This window comes from Streptomyces sp. SudanB182_2057 (assembly GCF_964272715.1).
In the GTDB taxonomy this organism is placed as follows: Bacteria; Actinomycetota; Actinomycetes; order Streptomycetales; family Streptomycetaceae; genus Streptomyces; species Streptomyces rubradiris.
Window position 1 is genome coordinate 6,936,172 of record NZ_OZ186798.1, and the last position, 22,423, is coordinate 6,958,594.

Annotated in this window: 26 protein-coding genes and 2 pseudogenes; 13 read left to right on the forward strand and 15 right to left on the reverse strand. The window is 73.3% G+C overall.

The window, feature by feature from the left end:
• Positions 1-13 precede the first annotated feature (13 nt).
• Together ACSURM_RS30810 and ACSURM_RS30815 are read right to left on the reverse strand one after the other, a co-directional pair.
• Positions 14-202 (reverse strand): hypothetical protein, encoded by a 189-nt coding sequence (locus ACSURM_RS30810; RefSeq protein ID WP_436959036.1) that lies wholly within the window; start codon positions 200-202, stop codon positions 14-16.
• 9 nt (positions 203-211) lie between these two features.
• Positions 212-760, reverse strand: coding sequence for a flavoprotein (locus ACSURM_RS30815; protein ID WP_436959037.1), 549 nt, complete (start codon positions 758-760; stop codon positions 212-214).
• 122 nt (positions 761-882) lie between these two features.
• Here ACSURM_RS30815 and ACSURM_RS30820 point away from each other — a divergent pair, with 122 nt between their 5' ends.
• Together ACSURM_RS30820 and ACSURM_RS30825 are read left to right on the forward strand one after the other, a co-directional pair.
• Positions 883-2,067, forward strand: a complete 1,185-nt coding sequence (locus tag ACSURM_RS30820) for a helix-turn-helix domain-containing protein (protein WP_436959038.1) — start codon at positions 883-885, stop codon at positions 2,065-2,067.
• Between the two features lie 98 nt (positions 2,068-2,165).
• Positions 2,166-2,489: a hypothetical protein gene (locus tag ACSURM_RS30825; RefSeq protein ID WP_436959039.1), complete on the forward strand. Its 324-nt coding sequence runs from the start codon at positions 2,166-2,168 to the stop codon at positions 2,487-2,489.
• 234 nt (positions 2,490-2,723) lie between these two features.
• On the opposite strand, the gene ACSURM_RS30830 is transcribed toward ACSURM_RS30825, so the two are convergent.
• Both ACSURM_RS30830 and ACSURM_RS30835 read right to left on the reverse strand, forming a co-directional pair.
• The gene (locus ACSURM_RS30830) at positions 2,724-3,599 is read right to left on the reverse strand and encodes an undecaprenyl-diphosphate phosphatase (RefSeq protein ID WP_436959040.1); all 876 of its coding nucleotides are present in this window, start codon (positions 3,597-3,599) and stop codon (positions 2,724-2,726) included.
• A gap of 140 nt (positions 3,600-3,739) precedes the next feature.
• Positions 3,740-3,901 carry a hypothetical protein gene (locus ACSURM_RS30835; RefSeq protein WP_436959041.1) on the reverse strand — a complete coding sequence of 54 codons (162 nt, stop codon included), beginning with the start codon at positions 3,899-3,901 and terminating at the stop codon, positions 3,740-3,742.
• Positions 3,902-4,010: 109 nt separating this feature from the next.
• On the opposite strand from ACSURM_RS30835, the gene ACSURM_RS30840 reads away from it, so the two are divergent.
• On the forward strand, positions 4,011-4,700 hold the full coding sequence (locus tag ACSURM_RS30840; RefSeq protein ID WP_436959042.1) for an HAD family hydrolase: 690 nt from the start codon (positions 4,011-4,013) through the stop codon (positions 4,698-4,700).
• Between the two features lie 30 nt (positions 4,701-4,730).
• Here the strand turns inward: ACSURM_RS30840 and ACSURM_RS30845 are convergent, their stop codons facing one another.
• The 3 genes from ACSURM_RS30845 to ACSURM_RS30855 form a co-directional block, all read right to left on the reverse strand.
• Entirely contained in the window at positions 4,731-5,201 is a 471-nt protein-coding gene (locus ACSURM_RS30845; protein ID WP_436959043.1) for a winged helix-turn-helix transcriptional regulator, read from the reverse strand.
• 125 nt (positions 5,202-5,326) lie between these two features.
• Positions 5,327-5,770, reverse strand: a complete 444-nt coding sequence (locus ACSURM_RS30850; protein WP_436959044.1) for a protein kilB — start codon at positions 5,768-5,770, stop codon at positions 5,327-5,329.
• Positions 5,771-5,813: 43 nt separating this feature from the next.
• On the reverse strand, positions 5,814-6,647 hold the full coding sequence (locus ACSURM_RS30855) for a TVP38/TMEM64 family protein (protein WP_436959045.1): 834 nt from the start codon (positions 6,645-6,647) through the stop codon (positions 5,814-5,816).
• Between the two features lie 137 nt (positions 6,648-6,784).
• Between ACSURM_RS30855 and ACSURM_RS30860 the strand changes: the two genes are divergently transcribed.
• Positions 6,785-7,630: a spermidine synthase gene (locus ACSURM_RS30860; protein ID WP_436959046.1), complete on the forward strand. Its 846-nt coding sequence runs from the start codon at positions 6,785-6,787 to the stop codon at positions 7,628-7,630.
• Positions 7,631-7,756: 126 nt separating this feature from the next.
• On the opposite strand, the gene ACSURM_RS30865 is transcribed toward ACSURM_RS30860, so the two are convergent.
• A complete protein-coding gene (locus ACSURM_RS30865; protein WP_436959047.1) occupies positions 7,757-8,899 on the reverse strand; it encodes a hypothetical protein in 1,143 nt (380 codons plus the stop codon).
• A 53-nt stretch (positions 8,900-8,952) separates the two neighbouring features.
• Here ACSURM_RS30865 and ACSURM_RS30870 point away from each other — a divergent pair, with 53 nt between their 5' ends.
• Entirely contained in the window at positions 8,953-9,423 is a 471-nt protein-coding gene (locus ACSURM_RS30870; protein ID WP_436959048.1) for a DUF4442 domain-containing protein, read from the forward strand.
• A gap of 75 nt (positions 9,424-9,498) precedes the next feature.
• On the opposite strand, the gene ACSURM_RS30875 is transcribed toward ACSURM_RS30870, so the two are convergent.
• On the reverse strand, positions 9,499-9,675 hold the full coding sequence (locus tag ACSURM_RS30875; RefSeq protein ID WP_167345716.1) for a hypothetical protein: 177 nt from the start codon (positions 9,673-9,675) through the stop codon (positions 9,499-9,501).
• A gap of 1,520 nt (positions 9,676-11,195) precedes the next feature.
• On the opposite strand from ACSURM_RS30875, the pseudogene ACSURM_RS30880 reads away from it, so the two are divergent.
• A pseudogene (locus tag ACSURM_RS30880) lies at positions 11,196-11,741 on the forward strand (RICIN domain-containing protein); the annotation flags it as partial.
• A 399-nt stretch (positions 11,742-12,140) separates the two neighbouring features.
• Here the strand turns inward: ACSURM_RS30880 and ACSURM_RS30885 are convergent.
• The gene (locus ACSURM_RS30885) at positions 12,141-12,674 is read right to left on the reverse strand and encodes a hypothetical protein (RefSeq protein ID WP_436961215.1); all 534 of its coding nucleotides are present in this window, start codon (positions 12,672-12,674) and stop codon (positions 12,141-12,143) included.
• Between the two features lie 529 nt (positions 12,675-13,203).
• Positions 13,204-14,271, reverse strand: coding sequence for a lysylphosphatidylglycerol synthase transmembrane domain-containing protein (locus ACSURM_RS30890; RefSeq protein WP_436959049.1), 1,068 nt, complete (start codon positions 14,269-14,271; stop codon positions 13,204-13,206).
• A 295-nt stretch (positions 14,272-14,566) separates the two neighbouring features.
• Here ACSURM_RS30890 and ACSURM_RS30895 point away from each other — a divergent pair, with 295 nt between their 5' ends.
• The gene (locus tag ACSURM_RS30895) at positions 14,567-15,223 is read left to right on the forward strand and encodes a DedA family protein (RefSeq protein ID WP_436959050.1); all 657 of its coding nucleotides are present in this window, start codon (positions 14,567-14,569) and stop codon (positions 15,221-15,223) included.
• Between the two features lie 75 nt (positions 15,224-15,298).
• Here ACSURM_RS30895 and ACSURM_RS30900 read toward each other — a convergent pair whose 3' ends face one another.
• A complete protein-coding gene (locus tag ACSURM_RS30900; RefSeq protein ID WP_436959051.1) occupies positions 15,299-15,826 on the reverse strand; it encodes a gamma carbonic anhydrase family protein in 528 nt (175 codons plus the stop codon).
• A gap of 109 nt (positions 15,827-15,935) precedes the next feature.
• On the opposite strand from ACSURM_RS30900, the gene ACSURM_RS30905 reads away from it, so the two are divergent.
• Complete coding sequence (locus ACSURM_RS30905; RefSeq protein WP_436959052.1) at positions 15,936-16,700, forward strand: acyltransferase; 765 nt, start codon at positions 15,936-15,938, stop codon at positions 16,698-16,700.
• A 13-nt stretch (positions 16,701-16,713) separates the two neighbouring features.
• Here ACSURM_RS30905 and ACSURM_RS30910 read toward each other — a convergent pair.
• A pseudogene (locus ACSURM_RS30910) lies at positions 16,714-17,193 on the reverse strand (EamA family transporter); the annotation flags it as partial.
• A gap of 168 nt (positions 17,194-17,361) precedes the next feature.
• Here ACSURM_RS30910 and ACSURM_RS30915 point away from each other — a divergent pair.
• Positions 17,362-17,934, forward strand: coding sequence for a helix-turn-helix domain-containing protein (locus ACSURM_RS30915; RefSeq protein WP_436959053.1), 573 nt, complete (start codon positions 17,362-17,364; stop codon positions 17,932-17,934).
• Positions 17,935-18,050: 116 nt separating this feature from the next.
• Entirely contained in the window at positions 18,051-18,608 is a 558-nt protein-coding gene (locus tag ACSURM_RS30920; protein ID WP_436959054.1) for a YbaK/EbsC family protein, read from the forward strand.
• Between the two features lie 37 nt (positions 18,609-18,645).
• Here ACSURM_RS30920 and ACSURM_RS30925 read toward each other — a convergent pair whose 3' ends face one another.
• Complete coding sequence (locus tag ACSURM_RS30925) at positions 18,646-19,794, reverse strand: cation diffusion facilitator family transporter (protein ID WP_436959055.1); 1,149 nt, start codon at positions 19,792-19,794, stop codon at positions 18,646-18,648.
• A 73-nt stretch (positions 19,795-19,867) separates the two neighbouring features.
• Here ACSURM_RS30925 and ACSURM_RS30930 point away from each other — a divergent pair, with 73 nt between their 5' ends.
• A complete protein-coding gene (locus ACSURM_RS30930) occupies positions 19,868-20,215 on the forward strand; it encodes an ArsR/SmtB family transcription factor (RefSeq protein WP_436959056.1) in 348 nt (115 codons plus the stop codon).
• 40 nt (positions 20,216-20,255) lie between these two features.
• Here the strand turns inward: ACSURM_RS30930 and ACSURM_RS30935 are convergent, their stop codons facing one another.
• Positions 20,256-20,663, reverse strand: coding sequence for a CoA-binding protein (locus tag ACSURM_RS30935; protein WP_189998529.1), 408 nt, complete (start codon positions 20,661-20,663; stop codon positions 20,256-20,258).
• Between the two features lie 139 nt (positions 20,664-20,802).
• On the opposite strand from ACSURM_RS30935, the gene ACSURM_RS30940 reads away from it, so the two are divergent.
• Together ACSURM_RS30940 and ACSURM_RS30945 are read left to right on the forward strand one after the other, a co-directional pair.
• Positions 20,803-21,570 carry a hypothetical protein gene (locus tag ACSURM_RS30940; RefSeq protein WP_436959057.1) on the forward strand — a complete coding sequence of 256 codons (768 nt, stop codon included), beginning with the start codon at positions 20,803-20,805 and terminating at the stop codon, positions 21,568-21,570.
• Positions 21,571-21,760: 190 nt separating this feature from the next.
• Positions 21,761-22,390: a YigZ family protein gene (locus tag ACSURM_RS30945; protein ID WP_436959058.1), complete on the forward strand. Its 630-nt coding sequence runs from the start codon at positions 21,761-21,763 to the stop codon at positions 22,388-22,390.
• Positions 22,391-22,423: the final 33 nt, after the last annotated feature.

Consider the following 22,423-nt stretch of genomic DNA (forward strand, 5'->3'; position numbering starts at 1 on the left):
TCTGCTCCCTCGCTCAGGAGGTGGTCAGGAGGTCACGCCGCCGTGGTGACGTTCCCGCGCTGGCCCGCGCGAGTTCGGCGCACAGCCGCTCGTACTCCGCTTGCCGCTCCCGAGTGAGCGGCGCCTGCGGATGCGACAGGGCCCGGACCGCCGCGTCCAACTCCGCGGCACACCACGGCTGGTCGCAAGAGCGGGGGGACATGCGACCAGCCTACGCCGCAGGCCCGACAACCCGCTCGGCCTCATCCAGCACCAGATGCCACGGGTACTCGCGCGGCTTCCCCTGACCCGGCTGGTTCGGCACGAACCCACCCGGCCCGTACAACACCCGCACGCCCACCTCCCACAGCTCACCGAGGCTCCGCTCGAACTGCCGGTGCCGAGCGTAGGCCGCGTTCACACACGGCATCGCCACCATCGGGATGCCCTTCCCGACCCCCTCCGCGACCACCCCGACAACGAAGTCCCGAGTGATACCCAGCGCCCACGCGTTGATCGTGTTGAACGTGGCCGGTGCGACCGCGATCACGTCCGCCTTCGGCCACACGTCCGGCTCACCAGGCAGCTTGTACTCCGAACGCACTGGATGCCCCGTCAGTTGGGCCAGCTCTGGGAGTCGGTCGCCGAGCCACCGCGCCGCCGTCGGCGTCAGCCCCAGGCACACGTCGAAGCCGCGCTTCTGCGCATCCCGGATCACGCCGGCCACATCGAGGACCGGCGGCGCCGCCGACCCGAACAGATACAGCACACGAGAGGTCATGACCCCTATCCGACCATATGCAACCGGCCCCGATCCGGACGGAATCGGGGGAGGGCGGCACGCCCGCACTCACATATCGGTATGGGTACCGTTCCAAGTGGCTGCCCAGAACGGAGACCAGGATGCCCAGACTGGACGACGACCACACTGGCGCGCGGATTCGCGAACAACGGAAACTCGCCGGGCTCACACAGCGCGCGCTCGCCGCTCGCATCCCCTACTCCTACAGCCTGCTCAACCAGGTGGAGTGCGGCGCCCGCCCCGCGACCGGCGGCTTCACTGCGGCCGTGGCACGCGCCCTGAATATCGACGTCACCACTCTCACGGGACAGCCCTACGTGACCGAACTCCAGCGTGACCGGCTCACAGAACTGGTACGCCCCATCAGAGAAGCGCTCGACCTGTACGACCTGGGACCCAACCCCGACCTCCACTCACGGCCGGCCGCCGAGCTGGTGGCGGAGGCGGACCGGCTGTGCGCCGAAGTTCGCGCCACGCATCTACGGAACGCGGCCCGCGCGCTGCCCGGGGCCATCGCCGAACTCACCCACACGGCATCGCTGACGCCGGCGACGGAACTGTGGCAGGCCCTCGCCTCCATGTACCGGACGGCGCACGACATCACGGTCAAGCTCGGCTACTACGACCTCTCCGCCGTCGCCCTGGACCGGATGGCGTGGGCCGCCGAGCGCGCCTCCGACCCGTGCCTGGGCGCAGTCCGCCAGTACATGCGCGCCCTCGTCTACTTCCGGGAAGGCGAGTACACCATCGGGCAACGCCTCATCGCCTCGGGGCACGGCATCATCGGCCAAGCCGAGGAGACCCGCGAGGCCCTCGCCGTCTGCGGGCAACTCCATCTTGGGGCGTCTGTCATCGCCGCCCGAGCGGCCGACCCGACGGCGGTCGACCAGCACATCAGCGAGGCCCAGACGCTCGCGAAGCGTACGCGTGATGCCTCGGCTGTTCACTGGCTGTCCTTCGGCCCGGCCAATGTCCAGCTGCACCGCATGTCCGCCGCAGTGGAGATGGGCCAGTACGACAACGCGCTCAAGCAGGCTCGCACCATGCGGCTGCCGGCCTCGCTGGCGACGTCTCGGCGCGCGCACTTCCTCATCGACCGGGCCCGCACGGAGATGGAGACCGGGCACACGGAGGCCGCGCTGGAGCACTTGGTGGAGGCACGCCGGGCGGCCCCGGAGCAGACCCGCTACCACCCCGGCGCCCGAGAGACGATCCGAGGACTCGTGCATGTGGCCCGTCGTACCCCGGACACGCTGAATCACCTGGCTGCCTGGGTCGGCCTCTGACGTTCACAACGCTCACGAACCTGTGAGCGTTGCAGGCTTGTCAGGCTTCTACGGTCGGTGACGTGACCAGAAACGCGCTGATCGTGGAGGCCTGACTCATGCCAAGCGACACCGCGGGCACACAGCCCGCGCTCGCCGTCCTGCCGCTCCCGGAACTCGGCTCCCTCACCCAGGACCAGGCGCGCGGAGCGACCTGCGTCTGGGACGGGACCCGGCTCACCGGCGAGACCGCGGTCGACCTCGGCCCCCGCCGCGACGACGACGGGGTCTGGTTCCCGCGGGCGTGCCGGCCGTGCGCACAGGGGCAGGCGATGGACGCGCTGATCCAGCACAGCGGCGCGTGCGAGCAGTGCGTGGACGATCACAACCGCTGCCCGGAAGGCAGCACGTTGGTGCGCGCGGTCCGGGAGGCACGGCGGTGATCTGCGCTCGCTGCGACCAGCCGATCCGCGCGGACGAAGACCGCGAGAAGGTCATCCATCACGGCGCGACCGGGGCGGGATCGACGCTGTACGTCCACGCGCGGGACTGCCAGGCTTCTCCAAGAGGCGGCTCCCTCTCCCACCGCCTGCCCAAGCAGCGGGCCGCGAACTCCGGCGCCCGAGGTGGGCGTCGGCGACGAGGAGCAGGTCGGTGAACCTCGAAGCCTCCCTGGGTCACCCCGCCGATTCGGCCGCGTGCGGGCTCAGTACGCCCATGCTCACCAGGACGATGATCACTATTCCGAGGGCGACGCGGTACCAGACGAACGGCATGAAGCTCTTGTTGGAGATCCACTTCATGAACCACGCGATGACCGCGTACCCCGAGGCGAACGCGATCACCGTCGCGAACAGGGTGGGCCCCCAGTCCACGTGGCCCTCGCTCATCGAGTCCTTCACCTCGAAGGCGCCGGAGGCGAGCACGGCCGGGATGGCGAGCAGGAAGGAGTAGCGGGCCGCGGCCTCCCGCTTGTAGCCCATGAACAGGCCGCCGCTGATGGTCGCGCCGGAGCGGGAGACACCGGGGATCAGTGCGCAGGCCTGACAGAGTCCGAAGATCAGACCGTCCTTGACGCCCAGGTTCTCCAGCGTCTTGCGCTGCTTGGGCGCCCGGTGCCGGCGGTCCGTCTCGTCGCGGGCCGCCATCCGGTCGGCGATGCCGATGACCACGCCGACGACGAGGAGCATCGTCGCGGTGATCCGCAGATCGCGGAACGGCCCCTCGATCTGGTCCTTCAGCGTCACACCCAGCAGGCCGATGGGGATCGAGCCGACGATCACCAGCCAGCCCATCTGCGCGTCGTGGTTCCGGCGCATCGACTTGTCGAACAGCGAGCGGAACCAGGACGTGATGATCCGGCCGATGTCCTTGCGGAAGTAGATGAGCACCGCGGTCTCGGTGCCGATCTGGGTGATCGCCGTGAAGGCCGCGCCCGGGTCCTCCCAGCCGGAGAACGCGGCGGTCAGCCGCAGGTGCGCGCTGGAGGAGACGGGCAGGAACTCGGTCAGCCCTTGGACGAGTCCGAGGACGAGGGATTCAAACCAAGACATGAAGGTATGGCGTCCAAGTGCTGAAAGGGGAAGAGGTGATCATGTGACGAAGGAAGGGTAGCGGGCCCACCCGGCGACACGGCAACAGGGGCCGCGCACGTACAGGTCCCGGCCCCGCCCGACGCACGGCGCGTACCGCTTCAGGGGCGCGCCGTCGGGGACGGCCTGCCGTGCGGGTTCGGCAGCAGTTCCGCCTCGGGGCAGATCAGCCAGAGGGCCCGGCCCCACGCGTCCACCGTGGTCGCCAGTACCTTCCGGTGGTCGTACCTCCTGGGCAGCAGGGAATGGGGACGCAGCGCCACCGTTCTCAAGGAACCGCCTTACGGGTGAAATCGGCATGACCCACCCATGGTCGCAACTGGTGTAATGGGACGCGCCCGAGGGTTATGACGACGCGGCCGGGAGGTCTCCTTGAGGGTCGATCAGTGTCTTCTCGTAGACGGGGACGACACGTTGTGGGAGAACAACATCTACTTCGAGCGGGCGATCGAGGAGTTCCTCGACCTGCTCGCGCACGAATCGCTCTCGCGGACCGAACTGCGGCAGGTCCTGGACGACGTCGAGCGGGAGAACTGCCAGGTGTACGGCTATGGCGCGAAGAGTTTCGTGCGCAGCCTGCACGACTGTTACGAGCGCGTGCACGAGGTGCGGGCGACCGACGACCACGGCAAGGCGATCGCCGAGCTGGGCGAGCGGATCCTGCGCCAGGAGCCGGTGCTGATCGCGGGCGTGGAGGAGACGCTGGCCGCTCTGCGCACCCGGCACCGCCTGGTGCTGCTGACCAAGGGCGACCACGAGGAGCAGGCGGCGAAGGTGGAACGCTCGCGGCTGGGACCGCTGTTCGAGCGGATCGTCATCGTGCCGGAGAAGACGGTCGAGACGTACTCCACGGTGGTGGAGGACCTGAAGGCCGACACCACGCGGACGTGGATGATCGGCAACTCCCCGAAGTCCGACATCGTGCCGGCGCTCGCCGCCGGGCTGGGCGCGGTGTACGTGCCGCATCCCGACACCTGGGTGCTGGAACACCACCCGTTCCCCGAGACCACCGAACGGCTGCTCCAGGTGGACCGCTTCACGGACCTGGCGGAGTACTTCTGACGGTCCCCGGCGCCGCCGGCCCCGGCGGCCTCACGCGGTCGCGGGTCCCGAGAGGGTCCAGCCCGGGGCCTGCGGACGCGCGGTCAGGTCCTCGTGGCGCACGGTCCCGCCGCAGGCCTGGCAGGTGACCACCGACACCAGTGGGCTGCCGCAGCTGTGCTCGACGACCATGGGCAGGTCGGAGCCCTGGCGCAGATGGCGGTCGCCCCATTCCCTGAGGGTCGTCAGCACCGGCTCCAGCTCCAGCCCGGCCTGCGTGGGCCGGTACTCGAAGCGCTGGGGGCGCTCGCTGTACAGGCGCTTGGTGAGGATGCCGGCCTCCACGAGCCGGCGCAGCCGGGCGGCCAGGATGTCGCGCGGTGCGCCGATGTTGCGCACGAGCTGGTCGAAGCGGCCGTTGCCCAGGCACACCTCGCGCAGGACGAGCAGGGAGTACTTCTCGCCGACCAGCGCGAGGGCGTCGGCGATCGAGCAGGGGCGCGGGTCCTTCGTAGCGGCCATGAAGTCAGTCTAGGGGGGTTTGTTTTCCCAACCCTGTAAGCCGCCGTGAGTCCACGCCCGTCCGCCGGACCCCGCTCCCGCTCCCGCCCCGCTCTCGCCCCGCTCTCGCCCCGCTCCCGCCCCGCTCACGGAGCCATCGCCCGGCCCGCCGCGGCGACCAGGTCGTCCGTCGCCGCGATCGCGGCCTCCCGGCGGGCGGCCAGCTCGGCACGGTCGGGTGCCTCGCGCAGGGCGAACGCCGCCAGGGCCGCCCGGCGGGCCGGGGCGGTGAGGGCCGGTTCGAGGACGCAGACCGCGACCAGCGGGGAGGTCACCGCGGAGCGGGTGGCACGCGTCTCCGCCCGGGCCGCGTCGACGGCCTCCTCGCTCGCCCCGCTCAGCACCAGGTCCTCGCGGTGCCACAGGGCCCGCCGGTGGTCACCCAGGGCCGCCACCAGCTCGCCCAGCGCCGCGCGCAGCGTCTCCGCCCGGCGCTCGTCGCGGGCGGCCCGCTCGCGACGCAGCTGGAACAGCGCGGTCAGCGCGCCGCCGAGCAGTGTGCCGGCCACGGCGATGACGCTGGACCACATCGGACACCCCTCCCGGGACGGCGCTACGGACGGACGCGACGGTTCACCCGGCGCGCAGCCGGTGCCGCTTGCGCCAGGCGACCACCGTGCCCGCCAGGGCCGGTACGGCGATGCAGGCCATCGCGATCAGGAAGGCGGGGGAGGTCGGCGCCGAGGCACGGGCGCCGGCGACCGCGTAGGCGGCCGTGTTCGGGATCGAACCGAGGGCGGTGGCCAGCAGGAACGGCAGCGGGCTCATGCGCGAGACGGCCGCGCAGTAGTTCGCCGCCCAGAACGGCACGCCCGGGAACAGCCGGAGGGCCAGCATGGACCGGAACCCGTGCCGGCTGAGCTGGCCGTCGGCCGCGTTCAGCCAGCGGCCCCGCAGCAGCGGGCGCAGCGCGTCCTGCCCGAGCGCCCGGCCCAGCCCGAACGCCACCCCGGCGCCGAGCACCGTCCCCGCGAGCGCCGTCGCCAGTCCCACCTGGGAGCCGAACATCGCGCCCGCGGCCAGGTTCAGCAGAGGGCGCGGTACGAACACCACGGTGCACAGCCCGTACGCCGCCGCGAACACCAGGGCGGCCGCGGCCCCGCCGAGCTGCGGCGGCCAGCCGTGCGTCAGCAGCCGCTGCGGCTCGCACACCAGCACCCCCGCCGCCCCGCCCGCCAGCAGCGCGAGCAGCAGGGACAGGCGGGCGTACGGCGACAGCAGCAGCCGTGTGCAGCGCGCGGCCCACCCGGCGCGCGGCAGCACGGGCACGGCCGCGGCGCCGGGCGCGGCCGCGGCGAGGGCCGGCCCCGGCGTGGCGGCCAGAAGGGAGGGCGTGGCGGCCGGGGGAGTGGACGTGGCAGCCGGGGGAGAGGTCGGGGCGGTGCCAGAGCGGTTGGCATCGAGCATCCGCAGACACTAACCGACGCGCATGTGTGATCGCCGTATGACCCGAACTACCCTGCCGTACCGAGCGGGCCGCGACGGCGGGCCGGTACCGCCGGGTACCTGCGGTGACGTACGGCCGCGGGGCCCACAATGGCCGGGTGAACGAATCGATACCCGTCTCCCGGACCACCGACCACGGCACCGCCCGGCTGATGCCCGACGTCGACCGGGAGCGGGCCTGGCTGCTCACGGTCGACGGGGCCCCGCAGTCGTACGTGGACCTGGACGACCCGGCGTACCTGGAGTTCGAGTACGCGCGGCGGCTGGGGCACGCGCTGGACACCGTGGCCGAGGCCGGGCGCGCGCTGGACGTGGTGCACCTCGGCGGGGGCGCGCTGACCCTGCCGAGGTACGTGGCCGCCACCCGCCCCGGCTCTCGGCAGGACGTCGTCGAGGCGGACCGGGGGCTGCTGGAGCTGGTCACCGAGCAGCTGCCGCTGCCGGCCGGCTCGGACATCGCGCTGCACGCGGCCGACGCCCGGGACTGGCTGCGGGCCGCGCCGGACGACCGGGCCGACGTGCTGATCGCCGACGTGTTCGGCGGCTCCCGGGTGCCCGCCCACCTCACCACGCTGGCCTACGTCCGCACGGCCGAGCGGGTGCTGCGGCCGGACGGGGTCTACCTGGCCAATCTCGCCGACGCCGCTCCGTTCGGCTTCCTGCGCTCCCAACTGGCCACGCTGGCAGCGGTGTTCGAGGAGGTCGCGCTGGTCGCCGAGCCCGCGGTGCTGCGCGGGCGGCGGTTCGGCAACGTGGTGGTCGCGGCCTCCCACCGCCCTCTGGACACGGCCGCGCTGGCCCGGCGCACCGCGGCGGACGCCTTCCCGGCACGCGTCGAACACGGGGCCGCGGTACGGCGGTTCACCGGTTCGGCGCGGCCGGTGGAGGACGCCGACGCCGTACCCTCCCCCCAGCCCCCCGACGGCGCGTTCGGCATCGGCTGAGGCTGAGGCTGAGGCAGAGGCGGGCGCGGCGGCGGTGACCGGGACGCCGCCGGGCCGGGCCACCGCGCGGTCGGGGCGGCCGGTCAGGGGCGGCCGGTACGGTCGGGCGTCGTCACTCCATGGTCGTCACTCCACGGTCGGGTCGCCGTGCAGCCGTACCGTGGCGAGGATCTTGTCGATCGTCGCGTCCGACAGCTCCTCCTTGACGCCCTTCGCGCCGTACAGCGACCACGACACGAAGTTGCCCGCGGAGTTCTTGAAGGCGAACGTGACCGCCTTGCCGTCGGTGTCGCACTTGTTCTTCTTCGGCACACCGCTGACGTACGACGTCGCGATGCTGCCGGTGACGCCCGACGCGGTGGTGAAGGGCTTCGCCTCGCCGATGTGCAGGTACTTCTTGGCCGCCTCGGACTGGTCCGTGAACCCGCCGAACGCGAAGGCGGCCGAGTCGCCCCGGGCGGTGCTCGCGGTGTCCTTGGCGCCCATCTCGCCCTTGGTGCCTGCCGCGGCCAGCGACGACGTCTCCTCCCTGCCGTCCTTGTCGTCGTCGGAGACGCAGTAGCTGGGCTTGAGGGACGACACGCCGGAGAAGCCGATGTACGCCGAGCCGTCGCCCTTCTGCTTGTCCTCGAAGAAGGTGAAGACGCCGGTCCGCTGCACGTCCCAGTCGGCCGGCACGTCGAAGGCCGTGCCGTACTTGGGGTTGAGCACGACCTTCCAGCCCGGGACCGTCGGCTTCACGGCCTCGCCGGAGCGCGGGTTGTCGGTCGCGGTCGGCGAGGCGGGCGCGGTGGCGGTCGGCGACGGGCTCGTGGTCCGTGCGTCCTTGCCGTCGGCCGCCTCGTCGTCCTCCGAACCGCCCAGCACCAGGAAGCCGGTGACGGCCGCGGTGACCACGACGGCCGTGGCCGCGACGACGGCGACCAGCTTCGTCCGGCCGCCGCCGCGCGGGGGCTCGGGCGCGGACGGCTGTCCCCACTGCGGCGGCTGCCCGTACGGGACGGTCTGCGGCTGCCCGTACGGGCCGCTCGGCGGCTGTTGTCCGTACGGGGAGCCCGGGGGCTGCTGCCCGTACGGGGCGGTGGGGTGCTGCTGCCCGTACGGCGTGCCGGGGTGCTGCTGCCCGTACGGGCCGGGCTGCTGGTGCTGCTGGTGTCCGGGCTGCTGGTACGGGTTCGGCTGCGGGTGTCCCGGCTGCTGGTACGGGTTCTGCCGCGGATCGTGCTGCGGGTTCTGCGCGCCCCCTGGCGGCTGCTGATCTGGCCACATGGCCGGTAACCCTAGTGCGCTTCTCTGGCCAGCCCCGGCTACTCGTGAGTAACATGGCGGCCATGAGCGCAGACCAGATGTCGATCGGCGAGATGCTCGCCGCCACCGTGCCCATGGCCCGGACCTTGAACCTGGAGTTCCTGGAGACCACGGCCGACAAGGCCGTGGTGTCCCTGCCGGACCAGGGCGCGTACCACAACCACGTGGGCGGCCCGCACGCCGGTGCGATGTTCACCCTCGGGGAGTCGGCGAGCGGCGCCATCGTGCTGGCCGCCTTCGGGGACCAGCTCTCGCGCGCCGTACCGCTCGCCGTGCGGGCCGAGATCACCTACAAGAAGCTGGCGATGGGCGCCGTCACCGCGACCGCGACGCTGGGCCGCCCGGCCGCCGAGGTCGTCGCCGAACTCGACGCCGGGCAGCGCCCGGAGTTCCCCGTGTCGGTCGAGATACGGCGCGCGGACGGCGCGGTGACCGGCGAGATGAGCGTCGTGTGGACGCTCAGGCCGTCCGACGGGACGAAGTAACCCGCGCGCCGGCCCGCACGACACCGCGCCCCGCCCCGTCGACACCGGGGCGGGGCGCCGGTGTTCGGGGCGGGGTCACCGGATGGCGACCACATTGGTCGCCTTCGCTCCGATCACCTCGAAGGCGACCCGCTGACCCTCGCGGGTCGTCTGCGTCTCCATGCAGGAGAAAGGGCGCCTCTCACCGTCCTCGTCGGTGATGATGCCCACGCCGTCCGCGTCGTTGTAGACGGCGATCCTTCCGAGCGGCATGGTCTGCTCCTCCGTGGGTTGCGGGAACCGTTGCTCTCCCCCAGTGAGCAGAGCATCACGCACCGTGCCGGGGAGGAGGAAGGGCGCAACGGTGCGTCGGCCATGGTTTGACCGGATGTCGGCGGGGCCGCGCGCCGGACCGACCGCACGAATACCGGAAGTGGACATTTGACCCGCCATCCGGCCTTTGCGTCGAGAAGTCGGCCGCCGGGTCGAACGCCGTCCGGAGATACCAGCGGTAACTAATGCGGGAAGGGCAGACTTCACCGCCGGGGTATTCCGACTTCTTGTTTCCTGTGAGTCGCCTGTGCCAAGGGGAGCCTCCCTGCGGGAGGGCAAAGGCGGACGCCGACGTCCGGCCGGCCCTTTAGGTATGCACGTATGCACCGACAGGCACTGTTTTCCACGGGACGCCCGCGCGCATGCGGTCCTGCGGCTGGAAAGGAAGTGTTTCCGTGCAGCCCCCTTACCCCCCACGCCCGCCCTACCCGCCCCTGCCCGGCCCCGCCGGGGAGTCCGACCCCGCCCTCCTCGCCAGGCTCGGCGGCCCGGACGCCGACGGCCACCGGCACGCCGTCGCGCTGCTGCTGGCCCGGCACTGGCGGGCCACCCTCGACCACGCCGTGGTCTGCCTGGCCGTCACCGGCCCCACCGCCCAACTCGTCGCCGCCGCGGCCTTCCAGCAGGTGCTCACAGAGGCGACGACCGGCGTGACCGGCAGGGCTGAGGGGACCGGAGTCGGCGGGAGCGGTGCGCCGCGCGTGACCGGAACGGTCGGCGTGCCCGGCATGCCACGCGCGACCGGCGTGACCGGCGGCGCCCTGCGGCCGCGGCTGCTCGTCGCCGTCCGCGACACGGTCCGTACCTGGGCGGCGGACGACGCCGTCCGCACCGTCCTGCCGGAATTGCGCAAAACCACCGGCGGTCGCGGACTGCGCGCGACAAAGCCCGGCCCGGCGGAAAGCAGATGGCTCGCCGCCCACGCCTTCCGGTCCCTTCCCAGCGCCGCGCAATGCCTTCTCTGGCATACCGAGGTCGAGGCCGAACCCATAAACATACCCGCTGGTCTGCTGGGTATCGACACGGTCACCGCGACGGCCGCGCTGGAACGGGCACGCGAGCAATTCCGCGCCGGTTGCCTACGCGCTCACCGGGAACTCGCGCCCACCGAGGAATGCCGCTTCCACAACCGGCTCCTGGACATCCCGCTGCGCCGCGGCGGCCCCCTGCTGCCGGAAGTGCGCCGGCATCTGACGGTCTGCCCGCACTGCCGGTACGCCGCCGAGCAACTCGGCCACTTCGACACCGGTCTGCCCCTGCTCCTCGCCGAGAGCGTGCTCGGCTGGGGCGCCCGGCGCTACCTCGGCTCCCGACCGGCCCGCGCCGCCCGGGAGGACCGGCCGTCCCTACGTGACCGTCCCGGCCGTCATGACAGTCGTGGCAGTCGTGACCGTCATATCCGGTGGACCCGGGTGACCGCACCCCGAGGCCCGCTCTCCGCCGGGCGCCATCGCAAGGCCATGGCCATCGGCGTCGGGCTCGCCTCCCTCGCGCTGCTCGTCACCGCCCTGTCGGTCAGGAGCTGGTCCGATGACAACGGTGTCCCCGGTCCCGGCGCCCCCTGGGCCGCGCCCGTCGCGGACTCCCCGCTCCCGGGAGGCGCCGACGCGCACTCCGCCGCCTCCTACGGCGACCCGGCCGCGACCGTCCACGGCACCCTGCGGGGCCTGGCCTCCGGGCGCTGCCTGGACGTGCGCGGGGAGCGGGTCGCGGCGGGCGCGGGCGTCCGGCTCGCGCCGTGCTCGGCGGCCGGTTCCCAGCAGTGGACCTACCAGGACGACGGCCTCCTGCGCAGCACCGCCGACCCCGCCCTCTGCCTCACCGCCGACCCCGCCACGGGAACCGTCGCCCTGGCCGGCTGCGCGGTGCCGCCCGGGGAGGTCTCCTACGACGTCACACTCCACGGCGAGATCCTGCTCCGCCACCACCCCGGCCTGGCCCTGGCACCGGGGCCCGCCCGCGGGGGCACGGCGGTCGGCGTCGTACACCGCGACGACGGTTCCCTGGACCAGAGGTGGGCGCTGGAACCGGAGCCGGACGAAGCGCCCCCTGCGGGTGCGGGTGCCGGGCCGGGGCGGCGGCCGGTCGCGCCGGGCCCGTCGGTCGCGCCGAGCCTGCCGGGTGCGTCGGGTGCGTCGGGCGGGGTTCGCGGCGGGCCGTCGGGCGGGGCCGGGCGCCGCCGGACCGGTGACCCCTTGCGGGGAAAGCCGGGGCGCGCGGGTCAGGGGAAGGGGGCCGAGGAGCGAGCACGTCCCCGAGGCGCGCGGAGCCAAGGGGGAGGCGGCGAGCGGCCGGGCCGAGCCGCTGACATCGGCGCCCGTGAGGACGTACGAGTACGAGGAGCCGGCGAGGCGTCGGGCAGGAGGGATCCCGGGGTTGCCGCCGTATCCGGCCCCGTCGGCCGCTCAGCGGGACCAGCCCGTGGCGGCCACGACGTCCTCGGCGATGGCGCGAACGGTGCGCTGGTCGGTGGGAATGCGTACCGTTCCCGGCGGAGCCTCCGCCTCCAGACGCTGCGCGGCGGCGGCGCTGCGGCGCAGGTGGACGTCGAGCTCGGAGCCGCGTTCCCGCCCGCCGAGGCGTTGGCGCGCTGTCGCGTCGGTGGCGGTGAGCAGGACGTTGACGATCCTCGGCGGGGCGGCGGGAGAGACGGCCTGCCGGATCAGGTCCGGTTCGAGGATGCTGACGGTGTTGGTGTAGATCAGGCGTCGCACGCCCAGGTCGGCGTAGTTGGCCCACAGGGCGGCGAGGTTGCGCCGGGTGACGCGGGTGCGGAAGGGATCGTCCGGAGGCGCGGGGTGGACGTGGTCGAGGAGGTCGCCCTCGATGAGGCAGTGGGTGACGCCGGCGTCCCGTAGGAGGACCGACGTCTCCAAGGCGACCGTGGTCTTGCCCACACCGGACCGACCGCCGATCAGAAGCGCCTCGATGCCTGTCATGGCCACACGGTGGCACCGGGTACGTAGCGAGCGCACGGGAATTTCCCGCGCGGGGCGTTTCGAGTGGGGCGGGGGTGACCGCGGTGGCGGGTTAATGGGGTTAGTGCGGTGAACGCCTGAAAGCGGAGTTCACACCAATCGCACGCGGTGCGGCTCGCTTCGTTCCGTGGACGTGGCTGACGTTCGGCGGGGCGGGTTCGCCTGGTGGCGGCGGGAGTCAAAGCCGTGAACGCCTGAAAGCCGCGTTCACACCGCCCCTGCCCCCGCCCGCCCTCCGGGGCACTGAAAACCTCGCTCACACTGCCCTGGGCGCTGCGATACGACACACCGCGCAGTTCCCGCCCCGCCCGCCGGAGCGGTTCTCCCGGTGCCGAGTTGACGCGGAGAACACCTGAAAGCTCCGTTCACAGCGCTTCCGGCGCTTCCGCGAAGCACGAGGCTTTCTCCCGGCGGCCGGCGGCCGGTGGTTCGTGGCCCGCGGCCCGTGGCCCGCATCCGAGTCAACCCCATGAACGCCTGAAAGCTCCATTCACACCACATTCCGGCGGATCAGTGCGGACAGCACCACCGCGCCCGGCAGCAGCGGTGCCCAGTCGGTCAGGACCCGGTAGCCGATGACGGTCGCGGTCGCCGGTGCGAGCGCGGCGCCGAAGGCGACCAGTGTCCACACCAGCGCCGCGTCGACCGCGAGGCCGCCCGGCGCGGGCACCGCCCCGACGGCCGTGCCCGCCGCCAGATGGGCCAGCACCACCTGCTCCCAGGGCAGCCCCAGCCCCAGCGAAGCCGCCACACAGGCCAGCGCGCCGGCCTGCACCAGCGGCATCGCCACGGCCCCGCCCCACAGCGCCAGCACCCGGCGCGGCCGGGCATGCACCGCGCGCGCGTCGGACACGGCGGTGCGCAGCAGCCCGGCCACCGGGCGCCGCAGCGGCCGTACGACCGCCAGCAGCACCCCGGTCACCGTGACCGCCCCGCCCACGCCCGCCGCGAGCGGTATCAGCAGCCGCCCGTCCGGTATCAGTTCTGCCAGGCGCCGCCGGGCCGGTGAGGCCGCCAGGAACACCACCAGCACCAGCGTCTTCGCGACGGACTTGGCGATCGAGTACAGGCCGATCGACGCGGTGGCCCGCTCCAGCGGTACGCCCTGCCCGCGCAGGAACCGCAGGGTGACGGCGTGCGCGCCGAGTCCGCCGGGCAGCACGTGGTTGGCGGCACCAGCGGCGAACTGCGAGGCCAGCAGCAGCCGGGGCGGTACCGGGTCGGGCAGCGCGCCCTGCCGGACACAGGAGGCGGCCACCCAGGTCAGACAGGTGAACCCGGCGCCCGCCGCCAGCCACCCCGGATCGGCCGCGACCAGCCGCCGGAACCCCTCGTACACGACGGGCCGGTTCGCCGCCGCCCAGCCGACGGCGAACAGCACCGGAACGAGGCACAGCACCAGCCGCAGCGACCGGGCCGGCCCGCGCGACGCCACCGACCGCGCCGGAGCCGCACACTCCGGAGCCGCACACTCCGGATCGACACGAGAGGTCTCCGCGCCCGGACGCGGAAGCGAGCCGGAGGCGGACGTGGACGTGGACGACGTAGACGCGGACATGGGCGTGGACGTCGACGGGGGTGGGGTCGGAGCTGGGGACACGGGACGTCGTCCTTCCGCGGCGGGCCCCTGCGGGCCTGGGGGAGCGGGCCGGGCGAAACCGCGTGGAGCCTTCCCCTCCCGCGTGACACGGGGATGTCCGGAAACATAAGGCGGGCGGGCGGAACGGTGCCGCCGGGCGGGCGGGCAGGCGGCCGTTCGGCGCCGACCAGGTAGCCTTCCCTTGGGCCGCGCTTTGCATGCCGGGGCCCGGACACGCAGGACATCCAGGTCAGCGACAGGGGAGGAACCGGCGGTGCACGTCCAGGAATGGCTCGACTCGGTGCCTGCCGCCGCCGTCTACGCCGTGGTGGGCCTGGTGATCGGATTCGAGAGCCTGGGCATCCCCTTGCCGGGCGAGATCGTCCTGGTCTCGGCGGCTCTGATGTCGTCGCAGCACACGGGCGTCAATCCGGTCATCCTCGGCGCCTGCGCGACCGCCGGAGCGGTGATCGGCGACTCGATCGGGTACGCCATCGGCCGCAAGGGCGGACGCCCGCTGCTGGCCTGGCTCGGCAGAAAGTTCCCACGCCACTTCAGCGCGGGCCATGTGGCCACCGCCGAGCGCTCCTTCGAGAAGTGGGGCATGTGGGCGGTCTTCTTCGGCCGTTTCGTCGCCCTGCTGCGCATCTTCGCCGGCCCCCTCGCGGGCGTCCTGCACATGCCGTACTGGAAGTTCCTGATCGCCAACGTCCTCGGCGGCATCTGCTGGGCCGGGGGCACCACGGCCGTCATCTACTACGTCGGCATCGTCGCCGAGGACTGGCTGAAGCGCTTCTCCTACGTCGGCCTGGGCCTGGCCGTCCTCATCGGACTCGGCTCCATGCTGATCCTCAAGCGCAAGGCGAAGAAGGCCCAGGCGCAGGCGGAGCAGCGGCAAGCGGAAGCGGAGCCCGTGAACGCCGGGGAGTGAACCGGCGGCGGCGCCGGGCGGAAACCCCCCTTACTGGTCCGCCCCCCGACTCCATACCCCCCGGTACACCCCTTCTTACTCGTGCACCTCGCGATGCGCCTTCGCCAGATCGGCGTACAGCGTGCCGTTGAGGACCACGCCCTCCCGCTCCTCCTCCGACAGGGACCGCCGCACCTTCGCCGGCACCCCCGCCACCAGCGACCCGGGCGGCACCACCATTCCCTGCGGGACCAGCGCCTGGGCGGCCACCAGCGAGCCCGCCCCGATCACCGCGCCGTTCAGCACGGTCGCGCCCATCCCGATCAGGCAGTCCTCCTCCACGGTCGCCCCGTGCACCACCGCGTTGTGCCCGATGGACACCCGCTCCCCGATGCGCACCGGGAACCCGGGATCGGCGTGCAGGGTGACGTTGTCCTGCACATTGGCCCGCGCTCCCACGGTGATCTTCTCTATGTCCCCGCGCACGACGGCCCCGTACCAGATACTGGCCCCCTCGTGCAGCGTGACGTCCCCGACCACGGACGCCGTGGGTGCCACGAACGCCTCCGGATCGACCTGGGGCTCCTTGCCCCCGATGCCCACGATCAGCGCCTTCTGCGTCATCACCGTCTCCTTGTGTGCGTGCCGTGCCCGAACCGTACGACACCGGGTGGGGCGAAGATCACAGCGGCCCGGCCTCTCGCCGGGCACAACCGGTGAGTAACGTGAGCGGGTGCCGAAGCGCAAGAACACGTTCTCATCCTGGGGTCAGCGCCTGGCCCAGCGCGCCGTCCACGCGGGCTGGGAGTGGGTGCGGCGCACGGGCTCGGTGACGGCCGAGCACCCCGGCCGCTTCCGCTTCGGCGCCATCGGCGAGCACACGCGGCTGGCCTTCCCGCTCGGCACGGTCTTCGGCGAACCGTGGATCCGGCTCGGGTCGTACTGCATCATCGCGGAGCAGGTGACCCTCACCGCGGGCCTGATGCCCGACCTGGACCTCGGTCCGGACCCGATCCTGCGCATCGGCGACGGCGTGGTCCTCGGCCGGGGCAGCCACGTCATCGCGGACACCACGGTCACCATCGGCAGCGACTGCTACTTCGGCCCGTACGTCTACGTCACCTCCACCAACCACTCCTACGACGACCCGCGGCAGCCCATCGGCAAGCAGTGGCCGCGCATGGAGCCGGTCGAGATCGGGCCGGGCTGCTGGGTCGGCACCGGCGCGGTGATCCTGCCGGGGGCGCGGATCGGCCGGAACGTGGTCGTCGCGGCCGGCGCGGTGGTGCGGGGCACGGTGCCGGACCACGCGGTGGTGGCCGGGGCGCCCGCCAAGGTCGTACGGCGCTGGACGCCCGACGCCGGCTGGCAGCCGCCGCTGCGCACGCCCGCGCCGGTGCCGCTACCGGACGACGTCACACCGGGCCAGCTGCGCGCGCTGGCCGACCTGGACGAGGAGGCGGTGGCCCGGCTGGCCGCCCTGGACCCCGACGGCTGACGGCGACGGCGGCTCAGCCCGTCGCCGGCAGCAGGGTGCCCAGCAGGGCCAGGCCCGCGCCCGCCGTCCGGATGCCGCGCGGCCGCTCCTTGAGGAAGCCGCGTGCGGCCAGGGCGGTCACCACCGGGTACAGGGAGGCGAGCACGGCGGCGACGGTGACCGGACCGCTCCGGGTGGCCATCGCGTAGGTGCCGTTGGCCGCGACGTCGGCGAGCCCGACGAACGCCCGCGCGGGCAGCGAGTCCCACGGGAACCCGCCCTCCGGTACGACGGCCCCGCCGCGCCGCACCGAGATGGCGAGCGCGACCCCGCCCACCGTCACGTCCGTCACCCGCCGCACGAACAGCGCGAGGAACAGCCCGGTCACTGTGGTGGACGCCTCCGCGATCAGCGCGAACACCGTGCCGAAGCCGACCGCCGCGCCCAGCGTCAGCAGGATCGCGCCGAGCACGACCCCCGCGATGCCCTGCGAGACGACCACGACCGTCAGCGCCGAAGTGCGCCGGGTCAGCAGTCCATGAGGCTGGTGAGCAGGGCGAAGAATGCTGTCATGGCCGGCCTCGCAGTACAGTTCGGTGAACGCACGAGTGCACCTCACCGTAGTTCAATCCATTGAACTCGACTGGCTAAAATAATTGACTTTCCGGATATTGGACCCCATGTGTCGGACCTAGAACTCCTGACCCAGTCCCTGGCGCGCAACGTCAAGCACTGGCGCGCCGTGCGCGGCTTCACGCTGGACGTGCTCGCCGCCCGGGCCGGCGTCAGCCGCGGCATGCTCATCCAGATCGAGCAGGCCCGCACCAACCCGAGCATCGGCACGGTCGTGAAGATCGGCGACGCGCTCGGCATCAGCATCACCACGCTCCTCGACTACGAGCGGGGCCCGAAGGTGCGGATCGTCCCCGCCGAACGGGCCGTACGGCTCTGGCACACCAAGGCCGGCAGCTACAACCGGCTGCTCGCCGGCACCGAGGCGCCCGGACCGCTGGAGATGTGGGACTGGCGGCTGATGCCGGGCGACATCAGCCCCTCCGAGCCGCACCCCGGCGGCACGGTCGAGCTGGTCCACGTCACCGCGGGCGAGCTGACGCTCACCGTGGACGGCACGGAGTACCGCGTGCCGGCCGGCGCCAGTGCCTCCTTCGAGGCCGACGTCCCGCACTGGTACGGCAACACGGGTGAGGTGCCCGTGGAGATGGTGATGGCGGTGTCCGTACCACCCGTGCCGTGAGCGCGCCCGCCCGCGCCCCGAGGACCGCTCGTGCGGCGAGCCCCTCCGTGCCGTACGTCCGTCCGTTCCGCAAGACGCCGGCACGGCGGTGCCGCCGGTCTTGTTAGCGTGCGCTCATGCGCGCGCCCATCGGAGACTTCGACACCGTCACCCCCGCCCCGGACTGCCTCGACGAGCTGACCGCCCCCGTCGCCGACGCCGTACGCGCCTGGCAGGGCGCGGTCCCGGCCGACCAGATCCTCTACGTCGACACCGACCCGCGCTGGGCCGACACCGCCACCTTCGTGGAGCACTACGGCCGGGACCTGCTGGAGCGGTCGGCGAACTGCGTGGTGGTCGCGGGCAAGCGGGCCGGTGAGACCCGGCTGGCCGCCTGTGTGGTGCCGTCCACCGCCCGGGCCGACGTCAACGGCGTCGTCCGCCGTCAACTGGGCGCCCGCAAGGCGTCGTTCGCCCCGATGGAGACGGCGACCGGCGAGACCGGCATGGAGTACGGCGGTATCACCCCGCTCGGACTGCCCGCCGGCTGGCCGGTGTTGGTGGACTCGGCCGTGATCGACCTGCCCTACGTCGTGATCGGCAGCGGACGCCGGCGCGGCAAGCTCCTGGTCCCCGGCAAGGCCCTCGCCGAACTCCCCGGCGCCGTCGTGCTGGAGGGGCTCGGGGTGGCGTGAGCCGCAGGCCGGGGTGTGCGATGGGCCCCGCCGCCGGTCATCCCGTGAGGTGATGGGCCAGCGCCAGATGGGGGTCCGTCTCGCCCGGGGCGGGCGCCGGGTCGGCGTGGACCAGGGCGGCCGTCAGGTTCGGCACCGCGTGCAGCAGGGCGTGTTCGGCCTCGACGGCGATCGCGTGCGCCTGCCGCAGCGTGGCCTCGCTGTCCACCACCACCGCGAGTTCGGCCCGCAGCCGGTGCCCGATCCAGCGCAGCCGCAACTCGCCCACCCCGCGCACCCCTTCGACCGCGCGCACCGCCCGCTCGGCCCGGTCCACCAGCGCCGGGTCGACGGCGTCCAGCACCCGCCGGAACACCTCCCGCGCCGCGTCCCGCAGCACCAGCACGATCGCCGCGGTGATCGCCAGCCCCACGACGGGGTCGGCCAGGTGCCAGCCCAGCGCGGTACCGCCGGCTCCCAACAGCACGGCCAGCGAGGTGAATCCGTCGGTGCGGGCGTGCAGCCCGTCGGCGACGAGCGCGGCCGAGCCGATCTCCCGGCCCACCCGGATCCGGTACCGGGCCACCCACTCGTTGCCCGCGAAACCGAGCAGCGCGGCCACCGCGACCGCCGGCACCTGGGCGACCGGACGCGGGTCCAGCAGCCGCCCGACGGCCGCCCACGCGGCGAAGGCCGCCGATGCGGCGACCGTCAGCACGATGACCAGTCCGGCCAGGTCCTCGGCGCGGCCGTAGCCGTAGGTGAACCGGCGGGTCGCCGCCCGGCGGCCGAGCGCGAAGGCGATGCCGAGGGGGACGGCGGTCAGCGCGTCGGCCGCGTTGTGCACGGTGTCCCCGAGCAGCGCCACCGACCCGGAGACGGCCACCACGGCCGCCTGCGCCAGCGCGGTCGCCCCCAGCACGGCCAGTGACACCCACAGCGCGCGCATCCCCCGCGCCGAGGACTCCAGCGCCGGATCCAGCTTGTCGGCCGTCTCGTGCGAATGCGGGGCGAGCAGATGACGGAGGCGGCGAAGCGGACCGCGGCGGGAGTGCCCGCGGTCGTGCCCGTGGTCGTGGTCGTGCCCGTGGCTGTGGTCGTGGTGCGCCTTGTGCCCGAGGTGCGGGTGCCCGCGGCCGTGGTGCGGGTCTTCGTGGCCGCGATCCGGGTGCTCGTGGCCGTGGTCGCGATGGTGCCGGTCGCTCACGTCGGTCCCCTTCCGGTGGGCGGGAGTGGACGCGCGGCGCCCACGCGGCCATTATGTGCGTATGAGCGCACGCATGCACCTATCACCTGCGCACGATGCGCACGAGCACAGCGCGGGCGGGGACGCGGACGAGGAGCGGTTCGCGGTCGCCGCCGACCTGCTCGCGCTGCTGGGCGACCGCACCCGCCTCGCCCTGCTGTACGCGCTGACGGCGGGCGAGGCCGATGTCACCACGCTCACCGAGGCGTGCGGCGCCGCCCGCCCGGCCGTCAGCCAGCACCTGGCCCGGCTGCGGCTCGCCGGTCTGGTGGACACCCGCAAGGAGGGCCGCCGGGTGATCTACTCCCTGCGCCACGGACACCTGCGGCGCCTGGTCGAGGAGGCCCTGAAGACGGCGGACCACCGCCTGACGGGACACTGAGCGGGGCGTCCTCCCGCCGGGGGCCGTGGGCGGAAGAGGCTCAGCCCAGCCGCGGGATCTCGATGGCCGGGCAGCGGTCCATGACCATCTCCAGGCCCGCCGCCCGGGTGCGTTCGTAGGCGGCCGGGTCGACGACACCCAGCTGGAACCACACCGCCCGCGCGCCCTTCGCCACGGCCTCGTCGGCGACCGGGCCGGCCAGCGCGCTGTTCACGAAGACGTCGACCACGTCCACGTCGAAGGGGATGTCCGAGAGGGAGGCGTAACCCCGCTCCCCGTGCACCGTCTCGGCCTTGGGGTGCACCGGCACGATCCGCTTGCCGAACCGCTGGAGCTCCCGGGACACGCCGTACGCGGCCCGGCGCTCGTTCGCGGACAGGCCGACCACCGCCCAGGTGTCGCCCAGCTCGGTCAGGATCCTGCGGATCGTCGCGTCGTCGCCGTACATCGGCCGCCTCCTCGGGCTGCGGGAACTGTCTCGGGGAAACGTCACTCCGGCGCGCGGGGATTCCCGTCGTACCCGGCACGTTGTCCGGAAACGTCGCAAGCTGCTGCATACGGCCGCCGGCCCGCCCTACGCTCGCCCCGTGCTGCGCATCCTCGACGCCCGAACCGGTGAGCCCGTCCCCGCCGCGCCCGCCCGCCGCGGCCTGACCCGCATCGAGGCCCATGCCTCCGGTCCGGACCCGACGGCCCTGCGGGTCCTGCTCACCGCCGACCTGCTCGTCCGCGCCCTGGAACTGGGCGGCACCCCGGTCTGGACGAGCCTCACCGCCCCCCGCGACCAGCCGGAACTGCGCGCGGCCGGCACCCGGCTGGCCATCCGCCCCTTCGAGTTCAGCCGCGACCTCGCCTCCGGACTCGGCGAGGCCCAGGCCCTCCACGTGGTCCGGCGGGACTCCGCGGAGACGGTGGGGGAGGGGCCGGTGGTGGCGGTGGCCGCGGTGGAGTGGGTGCCGGGGGCCGGCGGGGAGCCCGCGGGGGACGGCCCGGCCGCGCTCGCGGCGCTGCTGTCCGACCCCTCCGCCCTGCGCCTCGCCCTGCTCGCCGTACCGCGCGGCGAACCCGCGCGACTGGACCCGGCCACGCTGGAGGAGGCCGCGCGCGCCCTCGCCCGGTGGCGGCGGGCCGTGGCCGGCTGGGCCCGGCGGCCCTCGCGGCCGGTCCCCGGCGAGGTGCGCGACCGGTTGCGCGCCGCCTGGGAGGACGACCTCGACCTGCCCGCGGTGCTCGGGGTCCTGCGGGAGGTGGCGGGCGCCCCCGGCATCCCGGACGGCGCCCGCTTCGAGACCTACGCCTACGCCGACCGCCTGCTCGCCCTGGACCTCGTACGCGACCTGGGGAACCCCGGGTAGGCGAAGGGACCGGCGGGCACCGGTCCGCCGCGGCGGCTGCCGGTGCTGCGGCACGCCGAGTCCGCCCGGCCCGAGGCGTCGAGGACCGGCTGAGGCCGCCCGCGCCCCGCGGGCCGGGCGCCCGGGAAGCAGCCGTCCGGGAAGCGGGCGCCCGGGAAGCGGCCGTCCGGCCACGGACTAGGCTGGCCGGATGCAGGACGAGTACCGCACAGTCGCCCGCGCGGGCGTGCACGAGACCGAGATCAACCGCTCCCGCTTCCTGTGCGCCCTCGCCCCGGCCGCCACCGAGCGGGAGGCCCAGGACTTCATCGCCGCCGTGCGCAAGGAGCACGCCGACGCCACCCACAACTGCTGGGCCTACGTCATCGGCGCCGACGCCTCCGTGCAGAAGGCCAGCGACGACGGCGAACCCGGCGGCACCGCCGGCGTGCCCATGCTCCAGATGCTGCTGCGCCGCGACATGCGGTACGTCGTCGCCGTGGTCACCCGTTACTACGGCGGTGTCAAGCTCGGCGCGGGCGGGCTGATCCGCGCCTACGGCGGCTCGGTCGGCGAGGCCCTGGACACCCTCGGCACGATCACCCGGCGCCGCTTCCGGCTGGCCACGGTGACCGTCGACCACCAGCGCGCGGGCAAGGTGCAGAACGACCTGCGCGCCACCGGACGCGAGGTGCGCGACGTCCGCTACGGCGAGGCCGTCACCATCGAGATCGGGCTGCCGGACGCCGACGTGGACGCCTTCCGGTCCTGGCTCGCCGATGTGACGGCGGGCACGGCCGGCTTCGAACTGGGCGGCGAAGCCTACGGAGACACCCGATAATTGGGGTGAATCGGGCATAAGGGGCTTGTGGGT